The sequence below is a fragment of the Paragemmobacter amnigenus genome, assembly GCF_009908265.2.
Lineage (GTDB): Bacteria > Pseudomonadota > Alphaproteobacteria > Rhodobacterales > Rhodobacteraceae > Paragemmobacter > Paragemmobacter amnigenus.
Genome location: NZ_JAAATX020000005.1, coordinates 152,560 through 172,789, shown reverse-complemented (window position 1 = coordinate 172,789; position 20,230 = coordinate 152,560). Strand labels below are relative to the sequence as shown.

Below are 20,230 nucleotides of genomic sequence, written 5' to 3'. Positions count from 1 at the left end.
AGACTACTCTCCGCCAGCCGAAAGGTTCAAGCACAGGGGGAACCGATAAGCCTTCCAGCTGCGTCCAGCATCGCCGCGGCATCCGGCCGCTCTGCCACAACAAGGCGTTCCGCATTCAGTGGCAAAGCTTCGCGCGCTGCTGCAGGGCTGATGGCAACAACCCAGAGAGGGGCCTTGAAAGGGCCTTGCTCGCAAAGGATTTGCGCCGTGCGGGGAGAGAACAGGGGCACCAGAACCGGCCCGTCACCTGCAAGCACCTCTCGCGCCTGCGCCGTCAGAGCGAGCGGTTGTTGGGCATAGACCACGGCCGCTTCCGCGCGCTGCCCTTTGGCCACGAGTCGCGGCACGATGTCGCCACGCGCCTCCTTCCCTCGCATATGCAGGAACGGTCCCGACTCGCCGCTGGACAGGATGAGGGAAATCAAAGCCTCGGCATTTCCAGCCGCTGAAACGGCGTCAAATCCCGCCGCTTGCGCGGTTGCGGCCGTCCTGTCGCCCACACAGAACGCTCTTCTCGGTAACCTTGCCCCTGCTTCGCGAAGGCGCACAGCCCCTGCCACGCCGGTCTCGGACGTCAGAATCAGCGCGGAAAACGGGCCGTCGGGCAGGGAAGGGGAAAGAAATACCGGGGTCAGCAACGGGGTAGAAACCGGCAGAATGCCATCTGCGAAGCGTGTGACAAGCTCTGCGGCAAACCGGTCGGCCTGCGCGGCAGGTCGCGTCAGCAGAACCGGCAGGACGTGGTGTTGCGGGGTCATGACAAGGGTGTTACCCCCATCCCGACCCTGCGGGCAATGGATATGGCAACGCTTACCTTCCTTGGCATCGAATCAAGCTGCGACGACACCGCCGCCGCCGTGGTGCGCCACGACGATGGAACGGAACCCGCCATCCTGTCCTCGGTCGTGGAAGGCCAGACTGCGCTGCATGCGGCCTTCGGCGGCGTCGTCCCCGAGATTGCGGCACGCGCCCATGCAGAGCGGCTTGATGGTTGTGTCGAACAGGCGCTGCTGCAGGCGGGTATCCGACTGTGCGACATAGACGGAATTGCCGTGACATCGGGACCCGGTCTGATCGGGGGCGTGCTATCAGGCGTGATGCTGGCAAAGGGACTCGCCGCCGGATGCGGCAAGCCTCTTCTGGGGATCAACCACCTTGCCGGTCACGCCCTTACTCCGCGTCTTACGGATGGCCTTTCATTCCCCTATCTGATGCTTCTTGTTTCGGGCGGTCACTGCCAGTTTCTCGTCGTTCAAGGCGTTGACCGTTTCGATCGCCTTGGCGGCACCATCGACGACGCGCCGGGTGAGGCATTCGACAAGACGGCAAAGCTCTTGGCCCTGCCCCAGCCCGGCGGTCCGGCGGTCGAGGCCGAAGCGGCAAAGGGCGATCCCGCCCGCTTCGCGTTCCCACGCCCCCTGCTTGATCGTCCAGGCTGTGATCTGAGCTTTTCGGGATTGAAGACGGCCCTGTTGCGCGCGCGCGATGCGCTTATCGCAGAAAAGGGCGGCATCACCGTTCAGGACCGTCGCGACCTCTGCGCCGGATTTCAGGCTGCCGTCGCGGATGTTCTGGCCGAAAAGACACGCCGCGCGCTGGCGCTGTATGCCCAGTACGGTCCGGCCCATCCGGCCCTGGCCGTTGCAGGTGGTGTTGCCGCAAATGCGGCCATTCGGGCAAAGTTAGAAACTGTTTGCGCGACAACCGGAACCCGTTTCATCGCGCCCCCACTTCGACTGTGCACGGACAATGCCGCCATGATCGCATGGGCCGGAATCGAAAGGCACCGCGCAGGGATGGGCGACGTAACAGACCTTGTTGCCCGCCCACGGTGGCCGCTCGACAGCAGCGCGCCGCCCCTGATCGGCTCCGGAAAGAAGGGGGCCAAGGCATGATCGGAATCGTGGGTGCCGGCGCCTTCGGTACGGCGCTTGCCGTGGCCCTTGCCCGCAACGGTCAGGCGACCACGCTCTGGGCGCGCGACCCAGAACAGGTGAGACAGATTACCGGACACCGGCGCAGTTCGCGCCTGCCCGATGTCATCCTGCCTGACGGTGTCACGGCAACGAACCACCTTGCTGATCTGCAAGGCGCGGAGGCCATCCTTCTGTCGCTTCCCATGCAGTCGCTGCACGGTTTTCTGTCCGGCGCCGGATCATTTCTGGACGGGCAGCCCCTTGTAGCCTGCTGCAAGGGGGTCGATCTGACCAAGCTTACCGGCCCCAGCGCAATTCTCGCCGAAGATGCCCCCGCATCGCCACGTGCAGTTCTGACTGGACCCAGCTTTGCTGCGGATATTGCACTTGGGTTACCGACCGCCCTGACGCTCGCCTGTGCCGATCTTGCGGACGGAATGCGGCTGCAGCACCTCCTGTCCACGCCTGTTCTGCGGCTTTACCTCACCGATGATCCGGTTGGTGCCGAGCTTGGCGGGGCTCTGAAGAACGTGATCGCCATCGCTGCGGGCATAACGATCGGTGCCGGACTCGGGGAGTCCGCGCGCGCCGCGTTGATGACACGCGGCTATGCCGAGATGACGCGTCTTGCGCTCGCGCTTGGGGCGCGGGCTGAAACGCTGGCGGGGCTATCGGGCTTTGGCGATCTGGTCTTGACCTGCACCTCGTCCCAGTCCCGCAATTTCCGGTATGGAATGGCACTCGGCGCGGGAGAAACCTTCGATCAGGCCGTAACGGTTGAAGGTGCGGCTACGGCAAGGGCGGTCACAAAGCTCGCCCGCGCGCGGGGGATGGATCTACCCGTCACGGGTATGGTTTCCGCTCTTATCGACGGACATATTGACCTTTCTGTTGCAATCCAGACCCTGCTTTCCCGACCGCTGAAGAAGGAGTGACCCATGCGCGTGGCACTGATCTGCATTGATAAGCCGGAACACCTGCATATCCGTCAGGAAAACCGCCCAGCTCATCTGGACCATATCCAGTCTTCCGGAATCGTCGAAATGGCTGGTCCCTTTCTTACCGAGTCCGGCGAGATGGCCGGATCGCTCGTCATCCTGAACGTGGAAACGTTGGCTCAGGCGCGGGATTGGGCCGCCAATGACCCTTATGCCAAGGCGGGGCTCTTCCAGTCGGTAGACATCCGCGAATGGAAAAAGGTTATCGGCTGATGGCATTCTGGCTGTTCAAGTCCGAGCCTGACGTTTTCGGGTGGCCACATCAGGTGTCCAAAGGTGATGCTGGCGAGGAATGGACAGGCGTCCGGAATTATCAGGCGCGAAACAATATGCGCGCCATGCGGGTCGGGGATCAGGGTTTCTTCTATCATTCGAATATTGGAAAAGAGATTGTGGGCATCGTCGAGGTGATCCGCGAAAGCGCGCTCGACAGTACCACCGATGACCCACGTTGGGACTGTGTTATGGTTCGCGCCCTTCGCCCGATGCCGCGCCCCGTGAGTCTGGAGGCTTGCAAGGTCGAACCCGGCCTCGAGAACATGGTGCTGGTCAACAATACGCGCCTGTCCGTGCAGCCCGTCACAGAGACGGAATGGCGCATCGTTTGCGGTATGGGTGGATTGCCCGACAGGTAAGAAAAAGGAGGGCCCTGCACCCCTACAGGACCCTCCAGCCACCCCACGCGCTCCCCGAGCACCACACGTGTTCGCAAAAGGGTCCCGGACGTCCTGTCCTGTAAACCCAAGGTGCCAGATCGGGCGATGGCGCGCAAATCGCTTGTGCTGACCATTTTACTCAAAACCCACCCGATGGAGCGGGCAGGGTCTGGCCAAGCGCGATGTCAGCCGTAAACAGCCTCTTTTCCGAAATGTTTGACCAGCAGGTAGTATACGACCGCGCGATACTTGTTGCGCTCGGATCGGCCATAGGTGTCGACGACTGCGTTGATCGCCTCGGTCAGCTTCGGACCGTCGGAAAGACCGAGCTTCTTTATCAGAAAGTTCGTTTTCACCCGCTCCACTTCGTCAGGGTCGCTGGCGGCCACCGTCTCGCTGTCGGCATTATAGATCGCCGGACCGCAACCGATCGTAACCTTTTCCAGAAGGGCAAGGTCGGGTGTGATCTTGCACTTGGATTTCAGGTCGTCTGCATATTTGGCAATAAGTTCGCTACGTTTGCTCATATCCGTCACTCTCCCTGTCAACCGGCGGCGCAGACGCCGGATCAGAGCAAAGCTTAAAGTTGTTCGGATACGGTGCAAACGAATTGTGCGTCCCGTCTCGTCAGGTTGCGGAACAGCGCGCAGCAAAAAGGGTCCGGACGTGATCCGGACCCTTTTTCCCTAGGCTTTGGCGTTTTCAGTAGCGGTAGTGTTCCGGCTTGAACGGGCCTTCCGGCTTCACCCCGATATAGGCCGCCTGATCCGGGCGCAGTTCGGTCAGTTTCACCCCGATCTTCTTCAGATGCAGGCGCGCCACCTTCTCGTCCAGCTGCTTGGGCAGGATATAGACGCCGGGCGCATAGTCCTTGCCCTTCGTCCACAGCTCGATCTGCGCCAGAACCTGATTGGTGAAGGAGGCCGACATCACGAAGGACGGATGCCCCGTCGCATTGCCAAGGTTCAAGAGACGCCCTTCGGACAGCAGGATGATCCGGTTGCCCGAAGGCATCTCGATCATGTCCACCTGATCCTTGATGTTGGTCCACTTGTGATTGCGCAGCGCGGCGACCTGGATCTCGTTGTCGAAATGGCCGATGTTGCCGACGATCGCCATGTCCTTCATCTCGCGCAGATGCTCGATGCGGATGACGTCCTTGTTGCCGGTCGTGGTGATGAAGATGTCGGCGGTCTTGATCTCGTCTTCCAGGATCGTGACCTCATACCCGTCCATCGCCGCCTGCAGCGCGCAGATAGGATCGACTTCCGTCACCTTCACCCGCGCCCCGGCACCGCGCAAGCTGGCGGCGGAACCCTTGCCCACATCGCCATAGCCGCAGACCACGGCCACCTTGCCCGCCATCATCGTGTCGGTCGCACGGCGGATGCCGTCCACCAGCGATTCCTTGCAGCCGTACTTGTTGTCGAACTTCGACTTGGTGACCGAGTCGTTGACGTTGATCGCCGGGAAGGGCAGCTGCCCCTTCTTGTGCAGCTCGTACAGGCGATGCACGCCGGTCGTCGTTTCCTCAGACACGCCCTGAATGGCCGCGCGCTGCTTGGTGAACCAGCCGGGGCTTGCCGCCAGACGCTTCTTGATCTGGTTAAAGAGGCAGACCTCTTCCTCGCTCGTCGGCACGGCGATCAGGTCGGTCTCGCCCGCCTCGACCCGCGCGCCCAGCAGGATGTACAGCGTCGCATCGCCGCCATCGTCGAGGATCATGTTGCAGGTGCCGCCCTCGCCGCCGAACTGGAAGATCTTGTCAGTATATTCCCAATATTCTTCCAGAGTTTCACCCTTGATGGCGAAAACCGGAACACCTGCCTGCGCGATCGCCGCCGCCGCGTGATCCTGCGTCGAGAAGATGTTGCACGACGCCCAACGCACATCCGCGCCCAGCGCCTTGAGCGTTTCGATCAGAACACCCGTCTGGATCGTCATGTGAAGCGAACCGGCAATCCGCGCGCCTTTCAACGGCTTCGTCGGTCCGAATTCCTCGCGGCACGCCATGAGACCCGGCATTTCGGTCTCGGCGATGGTCAACTCCTTGCGTCCGAATTCGGCAAGCGCGATATCCTTGACGATGTAATCCTGCGGCATCTGCCGTTGCTCCTTGAACCCTGAATTTGCGGGCGAGATAGCACGGGATCGCGCCACCGACAATGGAACGGTGGGTAACACAGGTTTCATAGGGGAAGGCCGCGCAATAGATGAAACAGACGCGCGCTTGGCAAAGGATGCTCTCGGGTCGCAGGCTCGACCTGCTCGATCCGACGCCGATGGATATCGAAATCTCGGATATCGCGCACGGGCTTGCCTTCGTTGCACGATGGAACGGGCAGACGCACGGCGACTGGCCCTATTCCGTGGCGGAACATTCGCTTCTGGTGGAACAGATCTTCACATGCGCCAATCCAGGGATAGGTCCGCGCTGGCAGTTGGCAGCACTGCTGCATGACGCACCGGAATATGTGATCGGTGACATGATAAGTCCCGTCAAGGCAGCCATCGGCCCGGGATACGGGGCACTGGACGAACGGTTGACGGCCGCGGTGCATCTGCGCTTCGGTCTTCCGGCGGTTCTTCCGGGCCCGATCAAGAAGGCCATCAAATCAGCCGACAAGGTATCTGCATGGCTGGAAGCCGTGCATATCGCCGGATTCGGACGGGACGAGGCAGATCGCCTTTTTGGAAAGCCGGACCCCCTTATCTTGCGGGGACTGGAAATAAGGCTTCGCCCGCCCACAGTGGTACGGGCGGACTACGTGTCGCGGCACGCAGAGCTGCTGCTGGACTGCACGCCTTAACGTCCCTTGTGAACCGGTGCGATGCGCTGCGGTCTCTGACCTGCGGCAAGCAGCAGTGCCTCTGCGATGATGTTCAACATTTTCGGCTCCTCTTTGCTGTTTATGCTGGCGTTCCTACGCGGACCCACCCAGAATTCCGAGTCATAAAACTTTCATAACTGTTAGCTGAACTTTCATGACAACTGACTGGCGCATCCTCCCTCCGCTGACCGGCTTGCGCGCCTTTGCTGCCGTGGCTGAACTTGGTGGCTTCTCGCAGGCGGCGCGCGCGCTGAACGTCACCCATGCCGCAGTGGCCCAGCAGGTTCGCGCGCTGGAGGGCCATCTCGATACGCCGCTTGTCATTCGGGACGGGCGCGGCATGGCTCTGACAGACGAGGGAAAGCAGCTAGCGAAGGCCCTGACCGATGGTTTCGGGACCATGGCGAATGGCATTGCCGCCCTCAAATCGTCCGGATCAGACCGCCCTGTCCGCATTACCCTGACCGCCAGCTTCGCCGCGCAATGGCTGATGCCAAGGCTCAAGGATTTCTGGGATCGCCACCCTGACATAGCCCTGTCGCTCCACCCCGACCCTCGCATTCTGGATCTCCGGCGCGAGGGGATGGACCTTGCCATCCGGTATGGTAACGGCGACTGGCCTGACGTCATTTCGCGCTTTCTTGCTCCGGCCCGAATGGCAGTTGCCGCCTCGCCTGCCCTGCTAGACGGACGCCAAACATTGAAGGCCAGCGAAATGCAGGAAATGGAATGGATCCTTGCGCGAGACTGGCCCGAACAGGAGAATTACCTGCGCAGCCTCGGATTAAGTCCCGACAGGCTCAGCCGGACGGAGTTCTTCAATGAAGAGTTATCGCTTGCGGCAGCGCGTCAGGGATTGGGACTGGTCGTAGAGAGTCTTGCACTGTTGCAGGACGATCTGGACGAGCAAAGGCTGATCCTGCTTCACGACAGCAAGGACAGGTTGCCCGGATATTTTCTTGTCATGGCACACGGGCCGCAGCGCGCCGCGACCCGTGCCTTTATCCGATGGCTTGAGAATTCCGCCTGATCAGACTGCCATGTCTTCAGGCTTCTTGCCCGATTTCAGCGCATCAGCAAACCAACGCGGCTTTCTGCCACGACCGGACCACGTATCCGAGCGGTCAGCAGGATTGGCGTATTTCGCCGTGGCCGGTGCGCGCTTTCGCGGCGCAGCAGTGCCGGTCAATTCGGCAAGCGAGAAACCCATCGCCCGCGCCTTTTCTTCAAGTTCTGCCAAAGCCTGTTTACGCTTGCGGTCCTCGAAGTTTGCAATCGCCCTTGCCACCTGACCTTGCAAATCCTTCAACTCTTTCAACGACAAGGAATTCAGATCGATAGACATTTCCCGTTCCCTTCCCAAGATTGGAATGGGCTACAGATACTTTAATAATTACGGTAAAACAACGTTCCGGTTACTTCGGGCTTCTTTTTGCAAGAATCCGCTGAAGCGTCCGGCGATGCATGCTGAGTCTTCGCGCGGTTTCAGACACGTTTCGATCACACATCTCATATACGCGCTGGATATGTTCCCAACGTACGCGGTCAGCCGACATCGGATTTTCGGGCGGCGCAGGAAGTGTTTCGGTCCGCGACAAAAGTGCATTTGTCACATCGTTTGCATCGGCAGGTTTGGAGAGGTAATCCGTCGCACCGATCTTTACGGCTGCCACTGCCGTAGCAATCGCCCCATAGCCGGTGAGGACCACAATACGGCAATCCGGACGACGTTCGCGCAGGGTTTCCACGACGTCCAGTCCGTTTCCGTCCTCAAGCCGCAAATCCACCACGGCATAGGCGGGCGGTCGTGTCATGGCGATGGCCTTCCCCGCCGCCACACTTTCCGCAGTTTCCGGCAGGAAGCCACGCTTTTCCATCGCCTTGGCGAGTCGTTTCACGAATGGTTCGTCATCGTCCACAAGCAGAAGCGTGCGGTCAGGGCCAAGCTCTGCAGTCAGATCGTCAGCCATCGTGTTCCCCTTGCCCTTGTTTTCCAGTGGAAGTTAGGGCCGTTTCGCGGCGGGGTCAAATTCCACGCATGGTCAATGCGACAGGAAACACGCCGTCCTCTCGGCCATCTGTTCGGCCGTGTCATCCCGCTTGAAAAAATCGACGAAACCCGTTTCGGGAAGGACCAGATAGGTAAAGGTCGAATGGTCCATCAGGTAAAACTCCGGATCGTCGCCGGCCTGCTTGCGGAAATAGGTCTTATAGGCCGCCGATGCCGCCTTCACCTGCTCTGCGCTTCCCGTCAGTCCAATCATTTTGGGGTGGAGATTTTCGGTAAAGCTCTGAAGAACCTCGGGCGTATCGCGGTCGGGGTCGATCGAAATGAAGACGGGATTAACATCGAACCCGTTTTCTTCAAGGATATCCACCGCATCAGCCGTCCGCGCCATGTCGAGCGGACAGACATCCGGGCAGAAGGTATAGCCAAAGTAGACAAGGCTTGGCTTGGTCAGCACATCTTTGTCGGTAACCGTCCTGCCGGTTTCATCCAAAAGGGTGAATGGGCCGCCGATGGCACCACCGACCGCACCGGCACGGCAATCGGCAAACCGGTCGTTCGTCTGCTGCATGTACACATAGCCCGCCGTCCCGCCGACCAGACCAACCACGGCAGCCACTGCCAGACCTGCATAAAGCTTGCTCATTGCCGTACCTTCTGTTTTCCCGCCGCATTGATTGCCCAAGCCGTGCACCGTAACAATGCGAAACTTGGTCACGTCGGGGCCCTTATAGCATGTCAATCCATGGCTTCGGCCTCTTATCGCGCGACACGCGCAGCGACTGGGTCCGCCTGCGGACGCTGATCGTCCTGCGCTGGATGGCCATTACCGGACAGCTTGCCGCGATCACCGTTGCGGACCGCGCATACGGAATCGAACTTCCGCTCGGGCTTTGCTACATGGCCGTCGGAGCTTCGATCATCGCCAATCTGATCTCGGTCTTCGTATACCCCGAGAACAAACGGTTGAGCGAGCTTGAGGCTATGCTGACCCTGCTGTTCGATTTGTCACAGCTGTCTTTCCTGCTGTATCTGACGGGCGGGCTCACCAACCCGTTCGCCCTGCTGATCGTCGCCCCAGTGACAATCTCCGCTTCTGCCCTCGAACTGCGGACCACCGTACTTCTCGGCATTCTCGCGATCCTGTTCACCACCCTGATCGCCTTCGTGAACGTGCCGCTGCGATTTTCCACGGGCGAGGTTCTGGTGGTCCCGACCGTTTTCGAGTTTGGCTACTGGCTGGCCATCGTGATCGGGATCGTCTTTCTGGCCGTTTATTCGCGACGTATCGCCACCGAGATCCGTTCAATGTCGGATGCGCTGCTGGCAACACAGATGGCCTTGGCGCGCGAACAGAAGCTGACCGATCTAGGCGGTGTCGTTGCGGCCGCGGCCCATGAACTTGGCACACCTCTGGCCACGATAAAGCTGGTCAGCGCCGAGATGATGGAAGAGTTGCAGGATCGCCCCCAGCTGCTGGAGGATGCCGCCCTTATCCGGGATCAGGCCGACCGATGCCGCGACATCCTCCGCGGCATGGGACGCGCCGGAAAGGATGACCTGCATCTGCGTCAGGCCCCGCTGGGATCCGTCCTTCGCGAAGCGGCCGAGCCTCACACCGGGCGCGGAAAGAAACTGGAATTCTCGCTGCTTCCAGGTCCGGGCGGCAGCGAGAGGCAACCGAACATCCTGCGCCGACCCGAGGTCATTCACGGCCTTCGCAACCTTATCCAGAATGCCGTTGATTTCGCCCGCAGCACGGTCTGGATAGATGGAGAATGGACCGATCGTCTGATCACGATCCGGATCGTGGATGATGGAGAGGGCTATCCACCACAGGTCATCGGACGCATTGGCGATCCGTTCGTCAGATCCCGCCGGTCAACGCAGGACCTTGAACGTCGGCCCGAATACGAGGGGATGGGACTTGGCCTTTTCATCGCCAAGACGCTTCTTGAACGCACCGGTGCGGAGCTTTCCTTTGCAAACGCGTCTGATCCCTTCCTGACACCGGAAGAGCGTCCGGAACGTTGCGGCGCGATTGTCGAACTGAACTGGTCAGCCGAAGATCTTGTCGCCAATCCGGTTGAAAACCTCGGGCAGAACCGGAGGATCGAACACTGAATAGGAAAGGGCGGTTAACGAAAAATTAACCAAACTCCCCTAGGTTGAGTAATTGTCAGCTTTCGGGTAATTCCGTGTTCATTCCTTTGGAAATGGTACTTCTGCTGTTCAGCCTCTTGGGGGCGTGTATCGCGTTGTTGCTCGTCCCACCGCGGCGACCAACCCTGTCATCGCGAGAGACCATCATTGCCCGTGATCTGCCGATACCTGTCTGGTGGGAGAGCGAAGAAGGGATCGTCTGGACGAACCGTGCCTATGACGGTCTGGTTGCCCTGAACCCGCAAACACCGCTTTTCCCACCAGCCGCATCGCGGGTGCGCCTGCAAAGCGGGGATGGCGAACGCTGGTTTTCCGTACGGCGGGATGGCGCGGTGGGCCATGCCTTCCCTATCGAAGCGCATCAGAAACCAGAACCTGACGCACGCCAGATCGTACAGGCCCTCGCCAAGGCCTTTGCACATCTTCCGATAGGCTTGGCAGTGTTCGACAGGGACCGGCACCTTCAGATGTTCAATCCGTCCCTGTGTGACCTGACAGCCCTTTCACCCGAATTCTTGGGGCGCAAGCCGTCGATGGTGTCGATCCTGGACTCGATGCGTAACCGCAAGACGGTACCGGAACCCAAAGACTGGAAAAGCTGGCGACGGCAGATCGTCGAGATGGAACGCGCCGCCGCCACGGGTCGATACGAAGAGACATGGGTCCTGCCAAGCGGCCGCACCTATCGTGTCACGGGCCGCCCCTATCCCGACGGGGAGCTGGCACTCATGATCGAGGACATCTCGGTCGAGGTCTCTCGCAGCCAGAGGTACCGTGCCGACCTTGATATGTGTCAGGCCGTTATCGACATGTCCGACGAAGCCATCGCCGTTTTTGCGGCGTCCGGACAGCTTGTCCTGTCAAACGCGGCCTATGCCGCTCTGTGGGGGAAGCTTCCGGATGGGTCCGTCCGGAAGCTGGGCATAGACCAGCTGGTTTCGCTATGGCGAAGCCAGTCCGCACCGACACAGCTGTGGTCCGATCTTCTCGGATATGTCGGGAATATGGGCACCAGACAGCCGTGGGGTGGCGAGATCCGTCTTGTCGATGGCCGCCTGATCTCTTGCCGGATCACTCCCTTGGCCGATGGTGCGACGCTCGCCGGATTCCGCATCCAGCCCACCCGTCTGCAACCCAAGGCCGTGGCAGGTTCCGCGTGACCTGCTTGCAGCGCGCGGGACGCGCGGTAAAGTCGTGGCATGCTGTCCGAAACACCGAGTTATTCAATCTTCCTGCCTGACGAGGACGCAACCGCCGCACTGGGGCGGCGAATGGCTGGCCTGTTGCGCCCGGGTGATACGGTTCTCCTGCAGGGCCCGATCGGAGCGGGAAAGTCCCACCTTGCGCGCGCATTGATCCGCGCCCGCCTCGGGCGGATGGAGGATGTTCCCTCACCGACCTTCACCCTTATCCAGACCTATGAAGCCCCCGACGGGGACATCTGGCACACCGATCTGTACCGGCTTTCTCATCCTGACGAAGTGCTGGAACTGGGTCTGGAGGAGGCATTTTCCACCGCGATCTGTCTGGTCGAATGGCCCGACAGGCTGGGTCCGTACCTGCCCGCGTCAGCACTGCATCTGCGGCTCGAGACCGAAGGCGAAGGTCGAAGGGCGGTGATCCGCGGCGGACGCGACGGGCTTGCCGCTGCACTGTCAAAGGCGGATCCATGACCGACAGGCGCGCGCTTTCCGCGTTCTTCCTCCATCGCGCCGGTTGGGGTGCGGCCAAGCGCAGCTTCCTTGCAGGTGACGCATCGGATCGCAGCTATGAACGACTGAGCATGGGCAGCCAGACGGCCGTCCTGATGGACGCCCCGCCCGGACAGGGCGATGATCCGGCTGCCTTTGTCATGATTGCCCGGCATCTCGGTTCATTGGGCCTGTCACCGCCTTCCATACTGGCCGACGACCTTTCCCACGGTTTCCTTTTGCTCGAAGACCTTGGCGACGGTCTTTTCGCCCGACTTGTCATCCACGATCCGTCGCTGGAAACACCGCTCTACGCGGCTGCGACAGATGTCCTTGTGCAGCTTCACGCCCACCCTGCCCCGCCCGGCCTACCCGACCTTTCCGCGCTGGACTGGGCCAAGGCAGCGGCATTCGCGTTGGACTGGTACGCATTCGCCATAACCGGAAAGGCACCCGATGCGGCGGACTTCATCAGGGTTCTGACAGAGTCGCTTTGCACCCATGCCGACGGTCCCCGCGTCATGATCCTGCGCGACTACCATGCCGAAAACCTGCTCTGGCTACCAGAACGGCAAGGCGTGGCGCAGGTGGGATTGCTGGACTTCCAGCTCGCGCAGATGGGGCAGCCCGGTTATGATCTGGTATCCCTGCTGCAGGACGCCCGCCGCGATGTCTCTGTCGGGACCGAGACTGCAATGATCGCCCGTTTCTGTGTGGCGAGCGGGACCGATCCCGCGGATTTTGCACCTGCCTACGCCACCCTTGGGGCGCAACGGGCCTTGCGGATCCTCGGGGTCTTCGCGCGCCTCTGCCTCAAGGCCGGAAAGCATGGCTATGTGCCGCTCATCCCGCGCGTCTGGGGCCAGCTTTGGCGCAATCTATCCCATCCCGCACTTGCGCCGCTTGCCGCGCTCTGCCACGACCTTCTGCCCGAACCCGACGATGCCGCCCTCGAAAGGATCACCGCACAATGCGGCCAGCTCCCCCACCGCTGATGCTGTTTGCCGCCGGGTTGGGCACGCGCATGGGCCCGCTTACCGCAGCCCGGCCCAAACCCATGATCACCGTTGCGGGCCGTCCCCTCATCGACCATGCGCTTTCATTGGCCGAAGAGGCCTGCATCAACCGTATCGTGGCCAACAGCCATTACCTGCCCGAGCAAATCGATGCCCACCTCGGGCCGCGCGGGATTCCGGTGTCCAGAGAATATCCACGCATCCTCGAAACCGGTGGCGGATTGCGGCAGGCGTTGCCCTTGCTGGGCGGCAATCCGGTCCTCACGCTCAATACCGATGCTGTGTGGACAGGCGATAATCCCCTGATGCAACTGATGGAGAACTGGGACGACGGTCAGATGGACGGGCTTCTGCTCCTGCTGCCCTCCGATGCCGCGACCGGACACACCGGCACCGGGGATTTCCTGATCGACGGAACAGGACGTCTCAGCCGCGCGCGCGGAGCCAGCGGTGCCGTCTACCTTGGGGCGCAAATCATCCGCACGGATGATCTGGCAGATATTCAGGACGAGGCCTTCTCCCTCAACCTCGTCTGGGACCGGATGATTGCCCGTAACCGCCTTTTCGGCCTGATCCACAACGGGGGATGGTGCGATGTCGGTCGCCCCGAAGGGATCGAGCTGGCCGAGGCCTTGTTGGAATACCGACCGTGATGTTTCCAGACCCTGCGCCCCGTCTGTTCCACCTGCCGCCGGGTTGCGATTTCGCTTCTGCCCTTGTCGCCGGCCTTCGCCAGCGCCTGCAAGGGCAACCACCCGAGGCGATGGCCCGTGTCACCGTCTATCTCAATACAAACCGGATGCGGCGTCGCGTGGCGGACATCTTCGCCGCGTCGGGTGCAGGTTTTCTACCACGGCTGCGGGTCCTCACCGACCTGTCAGAGGGAATTGTCCTGCCCGGTCTTCCGACCGCTGTATCCCCCCTGCGGCGGCGCCTTGAACTGACACAGTTGATCGCAGGATTGTTGGAGAAGCAGCCCGATCTTGCCCCCCGCGCGGCTCTCTATGATCTGGCAGACAGCCTTGCCACCCTGATGGACGAAATGCAGGGCGAGGGAGTCACCCCCGCAACCATCGCCGCGCTTGATGTTTCGGACCACTCTGCCCACTGGGCCCGGACCCGGGAATTCCTGCGGATCGTCACCCAGTTCTTTTCAGGGACCGAGGCTCCGGATACCGAAACCCGCCAGCGTCTTGCCGTCGACCGCATCACTCAACTCTGGCAGGCCCAACCGCCGCAAGACCCTGTGATCGTCGCAGGTTCGACCGGATCGCGGGGAACGACTGCCGCCCTGATGCAGGCGGTTGCGGCCCTCCCCCAGGGCGCCATTATCCTGCCCGGTTTCGATACCCAGATGCCCGCTTGGGTCTGGGACCGTCTGGATGACGCCATGACCGGCGAGGATCATCCGCAGTTCCGCTTTCGCCGGATGATGGACCGCCTGATGGTTGGGCCCGCCTCGATCCGTCCTTGGATCGACATTCCGCCACCCGCGCCCGACCGCAACGCACTGATTTCCCTCTCGCTCCGACCGGCCCCGGTGACCGATCAGTGGCTGCAGGACGGCAACCACCTGCCTGACCTTCCTGACGCGACAGCCTCGATGACCCTGATCGAAGCGCCCAACCCCCGGTCCGAGGCTTTGGCCATTGCCCTCATGCTGCGGGAAGCGGCCGAGAACGGGACACAAGCCGCGCTGATTACGCCTGACCGGATGCTCACCCGCCGGGTCACCGCTGCGCTTGATCGTTGGGGGATCATTCCAGACGACTCTGCAGGCAAGCCCCTTTCACTGTCGGCACCTGGCCGTCTGCTCCGCCATGTGGCGGGAATAATGGGGCGTAGGCTGACCTCGGATGCCTTGCTCGTCTTGCTCAAACACCCGCTCTCTTTCACCGGCGCGGATCGGGGCGACCATCTGCTGCATACGCGTCAACTTGAACTCAAACTCCGCCGCGAAGGTCCGGCATTTCCGACCGGACCCGAGCTGCTGCAATGGGCGCAGGCACGCGTCGACAAGGGCGGGGATAGGGGCGTGCTCGCATGGGCGAAGGCCCTTGCCGGTTTCATGGACCGCGCCACCACCATTGCCACCGCTTCACTTCCCGATCTGATCGCCGTCCATCGCGACCTGACCGAAACTCTGGCACGTGGCACCGCCTGTGATGGAACCGGTACCTTGTGGGACAAAGAGGCAGGCGTCGCGGCCCTGACACTCCTCTCCGCGCTGGCGGCAGAAGCCGATGCTGGCGGAACCCTCTCGCCAGCCGAATACCGCGACCTTTTCGACACCGTGATGGCGCGTGGCGAAGTGCGCGAAACGGTCACCGCCCATCCCGGTATCCAGATATTTGGCCCGCGCGAGGCGCGCGAACAGTCGGCGGAATTGGTCATTCTTGCCAGCCTGAACGATGGCGCATGGCCGCGCCTGCCCGATCCCGATCCCTGGTTGAACCGGAGGATGCGCAAGGACGCGGGGCTGCTGCTTCCCGAACGGCAGGTGGGTCTTTCCGCGCATGATTACCAGATCGCCATCGCCGCCCCTCGCGTCGTCCTGACCCGCGCCACGCGGGATGCCGAGGCGGAAACGGTCCCCTCGCGCTGGTTGAACCGTCTGACCAACCTGATGGCGGGCCTGCCGCAGAAGAACGGCCCCGAGGCACTGGAATCCATGCGCGGTCGCGGCAACACATGGCTTGCGCTCGCCGCGGCCTTCGACCAGCCGACGGCAGAGCAACAAAGCAACCCGCGCCTGAAACCTGCGCGCCGCCCCTCGCCGCGCCCGCCGCTGGAGCAACGGCCGAAGGAGTTGTCGCTTACCCGGATCGGCCTTCTGATCCGCGATCCCTATGCAATCTACTGCCGCTATGTGCTGCGGCTGAAACGGCTGGACCCGCTGCGACATGAACCCGACGCTGCACTGCGCGGGCAGATCCTTCACAAGATTCTGGAAGACTTCGTCCGCAACCGACCTGATGATGAAACCCGTCCCGCCGCCCGTGCGCGCCTGATCTCCACTGCGCAAGCTGTTTTGGCCGAAACGGTGCCGTGGCCCGCCGCGCGCGCCCTATGGCTTGCCCGCCTTGGACGCGCAGCCGATTTCTTCCTGAATGTGGACGGGCGCGATGGGGGTACCCCTGTCACGCTGGAACGGGCGGGCAAGGTGGATATCGCACCCTTTGGTTTCCGCCTGACCGGCACACCGGACAGGATCGACCGGCTGCCCGACGGGCGCCTGCATATCCTCGATTACAAGACCGGCACGCCGCCGACACAAGCGATGCAAAAGGCATTCGACAAGCAGCTCCTCCTCGCTGCGGCGATGGCCGAGCGTGACGCCTTTGCCGGGCTTGAAGGATCGGAGGTGGCAAAGATCACCTATGTCGGCCTTGGCAGCAGCCCGAAAACCGAAGAAACCGAAATCAACCCGCAGATGACGGCCGAGGTCTGGCAGGGCTTGCACGAACTGATCGGCCATTACAGCCACCATGCGGCGGGCTACACGGCGCGACGCGCTGTCATGAAAGAACGGTTCGAGGGCGACTATGACCACCTCTCGCGCTTTGGCGAATGGGACACCACGGCCCATCCCTCAGCCGCAACGGTCGGAGAAACCCAATGACCGTACATTCCGCATCGGAACGCCAGGTTCAGGCCGCCCACCCTGCTGCCTCCACCTGGCTGTCGGCCAATGCCGGATCGGGCAAGACGCGGGTTCTGACGGACCGCGTTGCCCGTCTTTTGCTTGGCGGGGTCGAACCGCAGCACATCCTTTGCCTGACCTACACAAAGGCCGCCGCGACCGAAATGCAGAACCGCCTGTTCCGCCGTCTGGGCGAATGGGCGATGAAACCAGACCCTGAGCTGCGGGCCTCCCTGTCGGAACTGGGTGAGGGCGCGCGTCTTGGTTCCGACACACTGGCCCAGGCCCGCCGCCTCTTCGCCCGCGCCATCGAAACACCGGGCGGGTTGCGCATCCAGACCATCCATTCCTTCTGCGCGAGCCTTCTGCGTCGCTTCCCCCTCGAGGCGGGGGTCAGTCCGCAGTTCACCGAACTCGACGACCGCACCGCCCGTCTGCTCCGGGACGAGATCGTCGAAGAACTTGCCGAAAGCCTTGCCCCCGACACGATCGCTGCCCTTGCCCGCACCTGGACAGGCGAGGATTTCGAAACACTGGTCCAACAGATCGTCAGCAACCGCGCCAAATTTTCCCAGCCCCTGACGCCCGAGAATGCCCGTCGTCTCTTTGGTCTGAAACAAGGTGAAACCGCCGAAACGCTGCTTGCAGATACATTTCTCGGGGATGAGGGATCGTGGATGCCTGCTGTCATCGGGGCCCTTCTGGCCCGTGGTGGAAATGACGCGAAGGCTGCCGCAAAGCTTGCCCCTCTCGACCTTGCCGCGCCGACACTTGCGACACTTTCCGTATTGGAAGACTGCATGTTGACCGGATCGTCGGCCAAGGAACCCTACACGGCCAAGCTGTCCAGCTTCCCCACCAAGGACACGCGCAAGGCACTGGATTCCGACACGCTCGACCGACTTGAAAACCTTATGCGTCGCGTTGAATCCGCACGAACCACTCGCTGCGCCCTCAACGCGATGGACCGCGCCCTCACGCTTCACGCCTTTGCTACAGCTTTCCTTCCGGTCTACGAACAGCGCAAGGCAGATCGCGGCTGGCTGGACTTTGACGACCTGATCACCCGCGCCTCGCGGCTTCTGACAGATCCCGCGGTCGCCGCTTGGGTCCTGTTCCGGCTTGACGGCGGGATCGATCATATTCTCGTGGACGAGGCACAGGATACATCGCCCGATCAATGGCGCGTCATCGAATCCCTTGCGGCAGAATTCACCGCAGGCTCCGGCGCGCGGGATGTCGAACGCACGATCTTTGTTGTGGGGGACAAGAAGCAATCGATCTATTCTTTTCAGGGTGCCGACGTCGCGGCCTTTGATGAAAAGCAATCCGCATTCCGCTCACGCTTCGCCGCCGTCAATCGCGCCTTCCAGTCACTTGATCTGGAGCATTCCTTCCGCTCCTCCCCCGCGATCCTCCGCGTGGTGGATGAAACCTTTGCGGACCGGTTTCCGACAGCTCTTGGCGGGGCATCCCGTCACATCGCCTATTGGGCCGACATGCCCGGACGGGTGGACCTCTGGCCCCTCGTCGAAAAAGCGTCGGCGCAGGAGGAAGACGACTGGCGCAACCCCGTCGACCTTGTAACCGAGGAACACCACACGGCACGTCTGGCCGCACAGATAGCCGAAGAAATCGCGACGATGATCCGCAGCGGCACCTCGATCCCGGAAAAAGGATCAAGCCGACCGGTCCATGCCGGCGATTTCCTCATCCTCGTCCAACGCCGCTCCGACCTGTTTCAGGAGATCATCCGCGCCTGCAAGGCGCGCGGGCTTCCCATCGCCGGCGCAGACCGGCTGAAGCTTGGCGCGGAACTGGCGGTCCGGGACATCACCGCGCTTCTTTCCTTCCTCGCCACACCTGAAGACGACCTTTCCCTCGCTGCGGTCCTCCGGTCACCGCTCTGCGGCTGGACCGAGGCGGAATTGCACACCCTTGCCCAGCCACGCAAAGGCTGGCTCTGGGAGGAGCTTCGCGCCCGATCGGCAGACTTCCCCGACGCACATGGCATGCTGAAAGACCTGCGCGATCAGGCCGACTTCCTGCGCCCATATGACCTGATCGAACGTCTGCTGACCCGTCACGATGCCCGGCGGCGTCTGCTGCAACGTCTTGGCCCCGAGGCCGAAGATGGCATCGATGAACTCCTCTCTCAGGCTCTTGCCTATGAAAAGGGCGACGTGCCCAGCTTGACGGGTTTCCTTGTCTGGCTGTCCAGCGACGAAGTCGAGATCAAACGCCAGACCGACAGCGAGGGTCGGCGCATCCGCGTGATGACCGTTCACGGCGCCAAAGGACTGGAGGCCCCCATTGTCATCCTTCCGGACACCTGTGACACCAACCCCCGCGATAGGGACGAAGTCGTCGACGTAGACGGAACACCGGTCTGGCGCACCCCCGCGGATGAAAGCCCCGCCAACATCGCGGCCGCCCGCGCACGCCGCAAAGAACGTGAGGCAGAAGAACGGCTGCGGCTCTTGTACGTCGCCCTTACCCGTGCCCGCTCATGGCTCATCGTTTGTGGCGCGGGCGAGGCAAAGCAGGATCAGGCGTGGTATCGGCTGGTGCAACAGGGCATGGCGGCCGCCGGTGCCGACACATTGCAGGGCGGACGTCTGCGCCACGCGTTCGGCCAGTGGCCCGATCCTGCGCCACGCGAAACGCCCGTGCGAGAACTCCCCGCCCTTCCCGCCTGGGCGGTCAAGGCCGCCGATGTCCCGCCCCGTCTTTCTCAACCCCTGACACCTTCCACGCTGGGTGGGGCCAAGGCTCTGGCAGGAGACGGTCTGGACGAAGAAAGCGCCAAGGCGCGGGGCACTGCGCTGCACCTTCTTCTCGAGCATCTGCCCGCTACAACACCGACCGACCAACCGGCCCTTGCCGAAGCACTGGTGCCAGATCCCACCCTTCGCGCCGAACTTCTGCCCGAGGCACTGGCTGTCATCGCAGCCCACCCGGCACTCTTCGCTGCCCCTGCCTTGACCGAGGTCGAATTGACCGCAGACCTGTTCGGACAACGACTGAGGGGTACGGTGGACCGTCTGATCATCCTGCCCGACCGTATTCTGGCAATCGACTTCAAATCGAACCGAAACGTGCCTGCAACGCCTGAACAGACCCCCGACGGTATCCTGCGGCAGATGGCGGCTTATGCGCATGCCCTTGGACAGATCTACACCGACCGACCCGTCGAGGTGGCGATCCTCTGGACGCGAACAGCCACGCTCATGCCCCTCTCTCGCGATATCGTGAGTGCGGCACTCCCCCGCACCACGATCCCTTGACGATTCCCTGTGTGATCCCTA

Annotated in this window: 19 protein-coding genes; 13 read left to right on the top strand and 6 right to left on the bottom strand. The window is 61.9% G+C overall.

Annotated elements, in window-relative coordinates; all coding sequences use genetic code 11:
- Nucleotides 1-26: 26 nt before the first annotated feature.
- Nucleotides 27-758, bottom strand: a complete 732-nt coding sequence (locus tag GU927_RS08600) for a uroporphyrinogen-III synthase (RefSeq protein WP_161761992.1) — start codon at nt 756-758, stop codon at nt 27-29.
- Between the two features lie 42 nt (nt 759-800).
- On the opposite strand from GU927_RS08600, the gene tsaD reads away from it, so the two are divergent.
- From tsaD to GU927_RS08580, 4 genes are read left to right on the top strand one after another with little or no spacing between them, the layout of a single operon-like run.
- On the top strand, nt 801-1,895 hold the full coding sequence (tsaD, locus tag GU927_RS08595) for a tRNA (adenosine(37)-N6)-threonylcarbamoyltransferase complex transferase subunit TsaD (RefSeq protein ID WP_161761990.1): 1,095 nt from the start codon (nt 801-803) through the stop codon (nt 1,893-1,895).
- On the top strand, nt 1,892-2,851 hold the full coding sequence (locus GU927_RS08590; RefSeq protein ID WP_161761988.1) for an NAD(P)H-dependent glycerol-3-phosphate dehydrogenase: 960 nt from the start codon (nt 1,892-1,894) through the stop codon (nt 2,849-2,851). Before tsaD ends, GU927_RS08590 begins: the two co-directional genes overlap by 4 nt.
- A 3-nt stretch (nt 2,852-2,854) precedes the next feature.
- Nucleotides 2,855-3,127 (top strand): YciI family protein, encoded by a 273-nt coding sequence (locus tag GU927_RS08585; protein WP_161761986.1) that lies wholly within the window; start codon nt 2,855-2,857, stop codon nt 3,125-3,127.
- Nucleotides 3,127-3,549, top strand: coding sequence for an EVE domain-containing protein (locus GU927_RS08580; protein ID WP_161762160.1), 423 nt, complete (start codon nt 3,127-3,129; stop codon nt 3,547-3,549). The genes GU927_RS08585 and GU927_RS08580 overlap by 1 nt, the downstream gene beginning before the upstream one ends.
- Before the next feature lie 206 nt (nt 3,550-3,755).
- Here GU927_RS08580 and GU927_RS08575 read toward each other — a convergent pair whose 3' ends face one another.
- Nucleotides 3,756-4,097 (bottom strand): DUF2853 family protein, encoded by a 342-nt coding sequence (locus tag GU927_RS08575; RefSeq protein ID WP_161761984.1) that lies wholly within the window; start codon nt 4,095-4,097, stop codon nt 3,756-3,758.
- Between the two features lie 175 nt (nt 4,098-4,272).
- Complete coding sequence (gene ahcY / locus GU927_RS08570; protein ID WP_161761983.1) at nt 4,273-5,673, bottom strand: adenosylhomocysteinase; 1,401 nt, start codon at nt 5,671-5,673, stop codon at nt 4,273-4,275.
- 110 nt (nt 5,674-5,783) lie between these two features.
- Here ahcY and GU927_RS08565 point away from each other — a divergent pair, with 110 nt between their 5' ends.
- Together GU927_RS08565 and GU927_RS08560 are read left to right on the top strand one after the other, a co-directional pair.
- Nucleotides 5,784-6,380: an HD family hydrolase gene (locus tag GU927_RS08565; RefSeq protein WP_161761982.1), complete on the top strand. Its 597-nt coding sequence runs from the start codon at nt 5,784-5,786 to the stop codon at nt 6,378-6,380.
- Nucleotides 6,381-6,555: 175 nt separating this feature from the next.
- Nucleotides 6,556-7,431, top strand: coding sequence for a LysR family transcriptional regulator (locus GU927_RS08560; protein WP_161761980.1), 876 nt, complete (start codon nt 6,556-6,558; stop codon nt 7,429-7,431).
- Here the strand turns inward: GU927_RS08560 and GU927_RS08555 are convergent, their stop codons facing one another.
- The 3 genes from GU927_RS08555 to GU927_RS08545 form a co-directional block, all read right to left on the bottom strand.
- Entirely contained in the window at nt 7,432-7,746 is a 315-nt protein-coding gene (locus GU927_RS08555) for an H-NS histone family protein (protein WP_161761979.1), read from the bottom strand.
- Between the two features lie 70 nt (nt 7,747-7,816).
- Nucleotides 7,817-8,371, bottom strand: a complete 555-nt coding sequence (locus GU927_RS08550) for an ActR/PrrA/RegA family redox response regulator transcription factor (protein WP_101919692.1) — start codon at nt 8,369-8,371, stop codon at nt 7,817-7,819.
- A 72-nt stretch (nt 8,372-8,443) separates the two neighbouring features.
- Nucleotides 8,444-9,055, bottom strand: coding sequence for an SCO family protein (locus GU927_RS08545; RefSeq protein WP_161762159.1), 612 nt, complete (start codon nt 9,053-9,055; stop codon nt 8,444-8,446).
- Nucleotides 9,056-9,144: 89 nt separating this feature from the next.
- Here GU927_RS08545 and regB point away from each other — a divergent pair, with 89 nt between their 5' ends.
- The 7 genes from regB (at nt 9,145) to addA (ending at nt 20,209) form a co-directional block, all read left to right on the top strand.
- Nucleotides 9,145-10,533: a sensor histidine kinase RegB gene (regB, locus tag GU927_RS08540; RefSeq protein ID WP_161761978.1), complete on the top strand. Its 1,389-nt coding sequence runs from the start codon at nt 9,145-9,147 to the stop codon at nt 10,531-10,533.
- Nucleotides 10,534-10,625: 92 nt separating this feature from the next.
- Nucleotides 10,626-11,732 (top strand): PAS-domain containing protein, encoded by a 1,107-nt coding sequence (locus tag GU927_RS08535; protein ID WP_217765569.1) that lies wholly within the window; start codon nt 10,626-10,628, stop codon nt 11,730-11,732.
- A gap of 39 nt (nt 11,733-11,771) precedes the next feature.
- Nucleotides 11,772-12,245, top strand: coding sequence for a tRNA (adenosine(37)-N6)-threonylcarbamoyltransferase complex ATPase subunit type 1 TsaE (gene tsaE, locus GU927_RS08530; RefSeq protein ID WP_161761976.1), 474 nt, complete (start codon nt 11,772-11,774; stop codon nt 12,243-12,245).
- A complete protein-coding gene (locus tag GU927_RS08525; protein ID WP_161761975.1) occupies nt 12,242-13,258 on the top strand; it encodes an aminoglycoside phosphotransferase family protein in 1,017 nt (338 codons plus the stop codon). The genes tsaE and GU927_RS08525 overlap by 4 nt, the downstream gene beginning before the upstream one ends.
- Nucleotides 13,234-13,932, top strand: a complete 699-nt coding sequence (locus GU927_RS08520; RefSeq protein ID WP_161761973.1) for a nucleotidyltransferase family protein — start codon at nt 13,234-13,236, stop codon at nt 13,930-13,932. Before GU927_RS08525 ends, GU927_RS08520 begins: the two co-directional genes overlap by 25 nt.
- The gene (addB, locus tag GU927_RS08515) at nt 13,932-16,901 is read left to right on the top strand and encodes a double-strand break repair protein AddB (protein WP_161762158.1); all 2,970 of its coding nucleotides are present in this window, start codon (nt 13,932-13,934) and stop codon (nt 16,899-16,901) included. The genes GU927_RS08520 and addB overlap by 1 nt, the downstream gene beginning before the upstream one ends.
- The gene (gene addA / locus GU927_RS08510; protein WP_161761971.1) at nt 16,898-20,209 is read left to right on the top strand and encodes a double-strand break repair helicase AddA; all 3,312 of its coding nucleotides are present in this window, start codon (nt 16,898-16,900) and stop codon (nt 20,207-20,209) included. The genes addB and addA overlap by 4 nt, the downstream gene beginning before the upstream one ends.
- Nucleotides 20,210-20,230 lie beyond the last annotated feature (21 nt).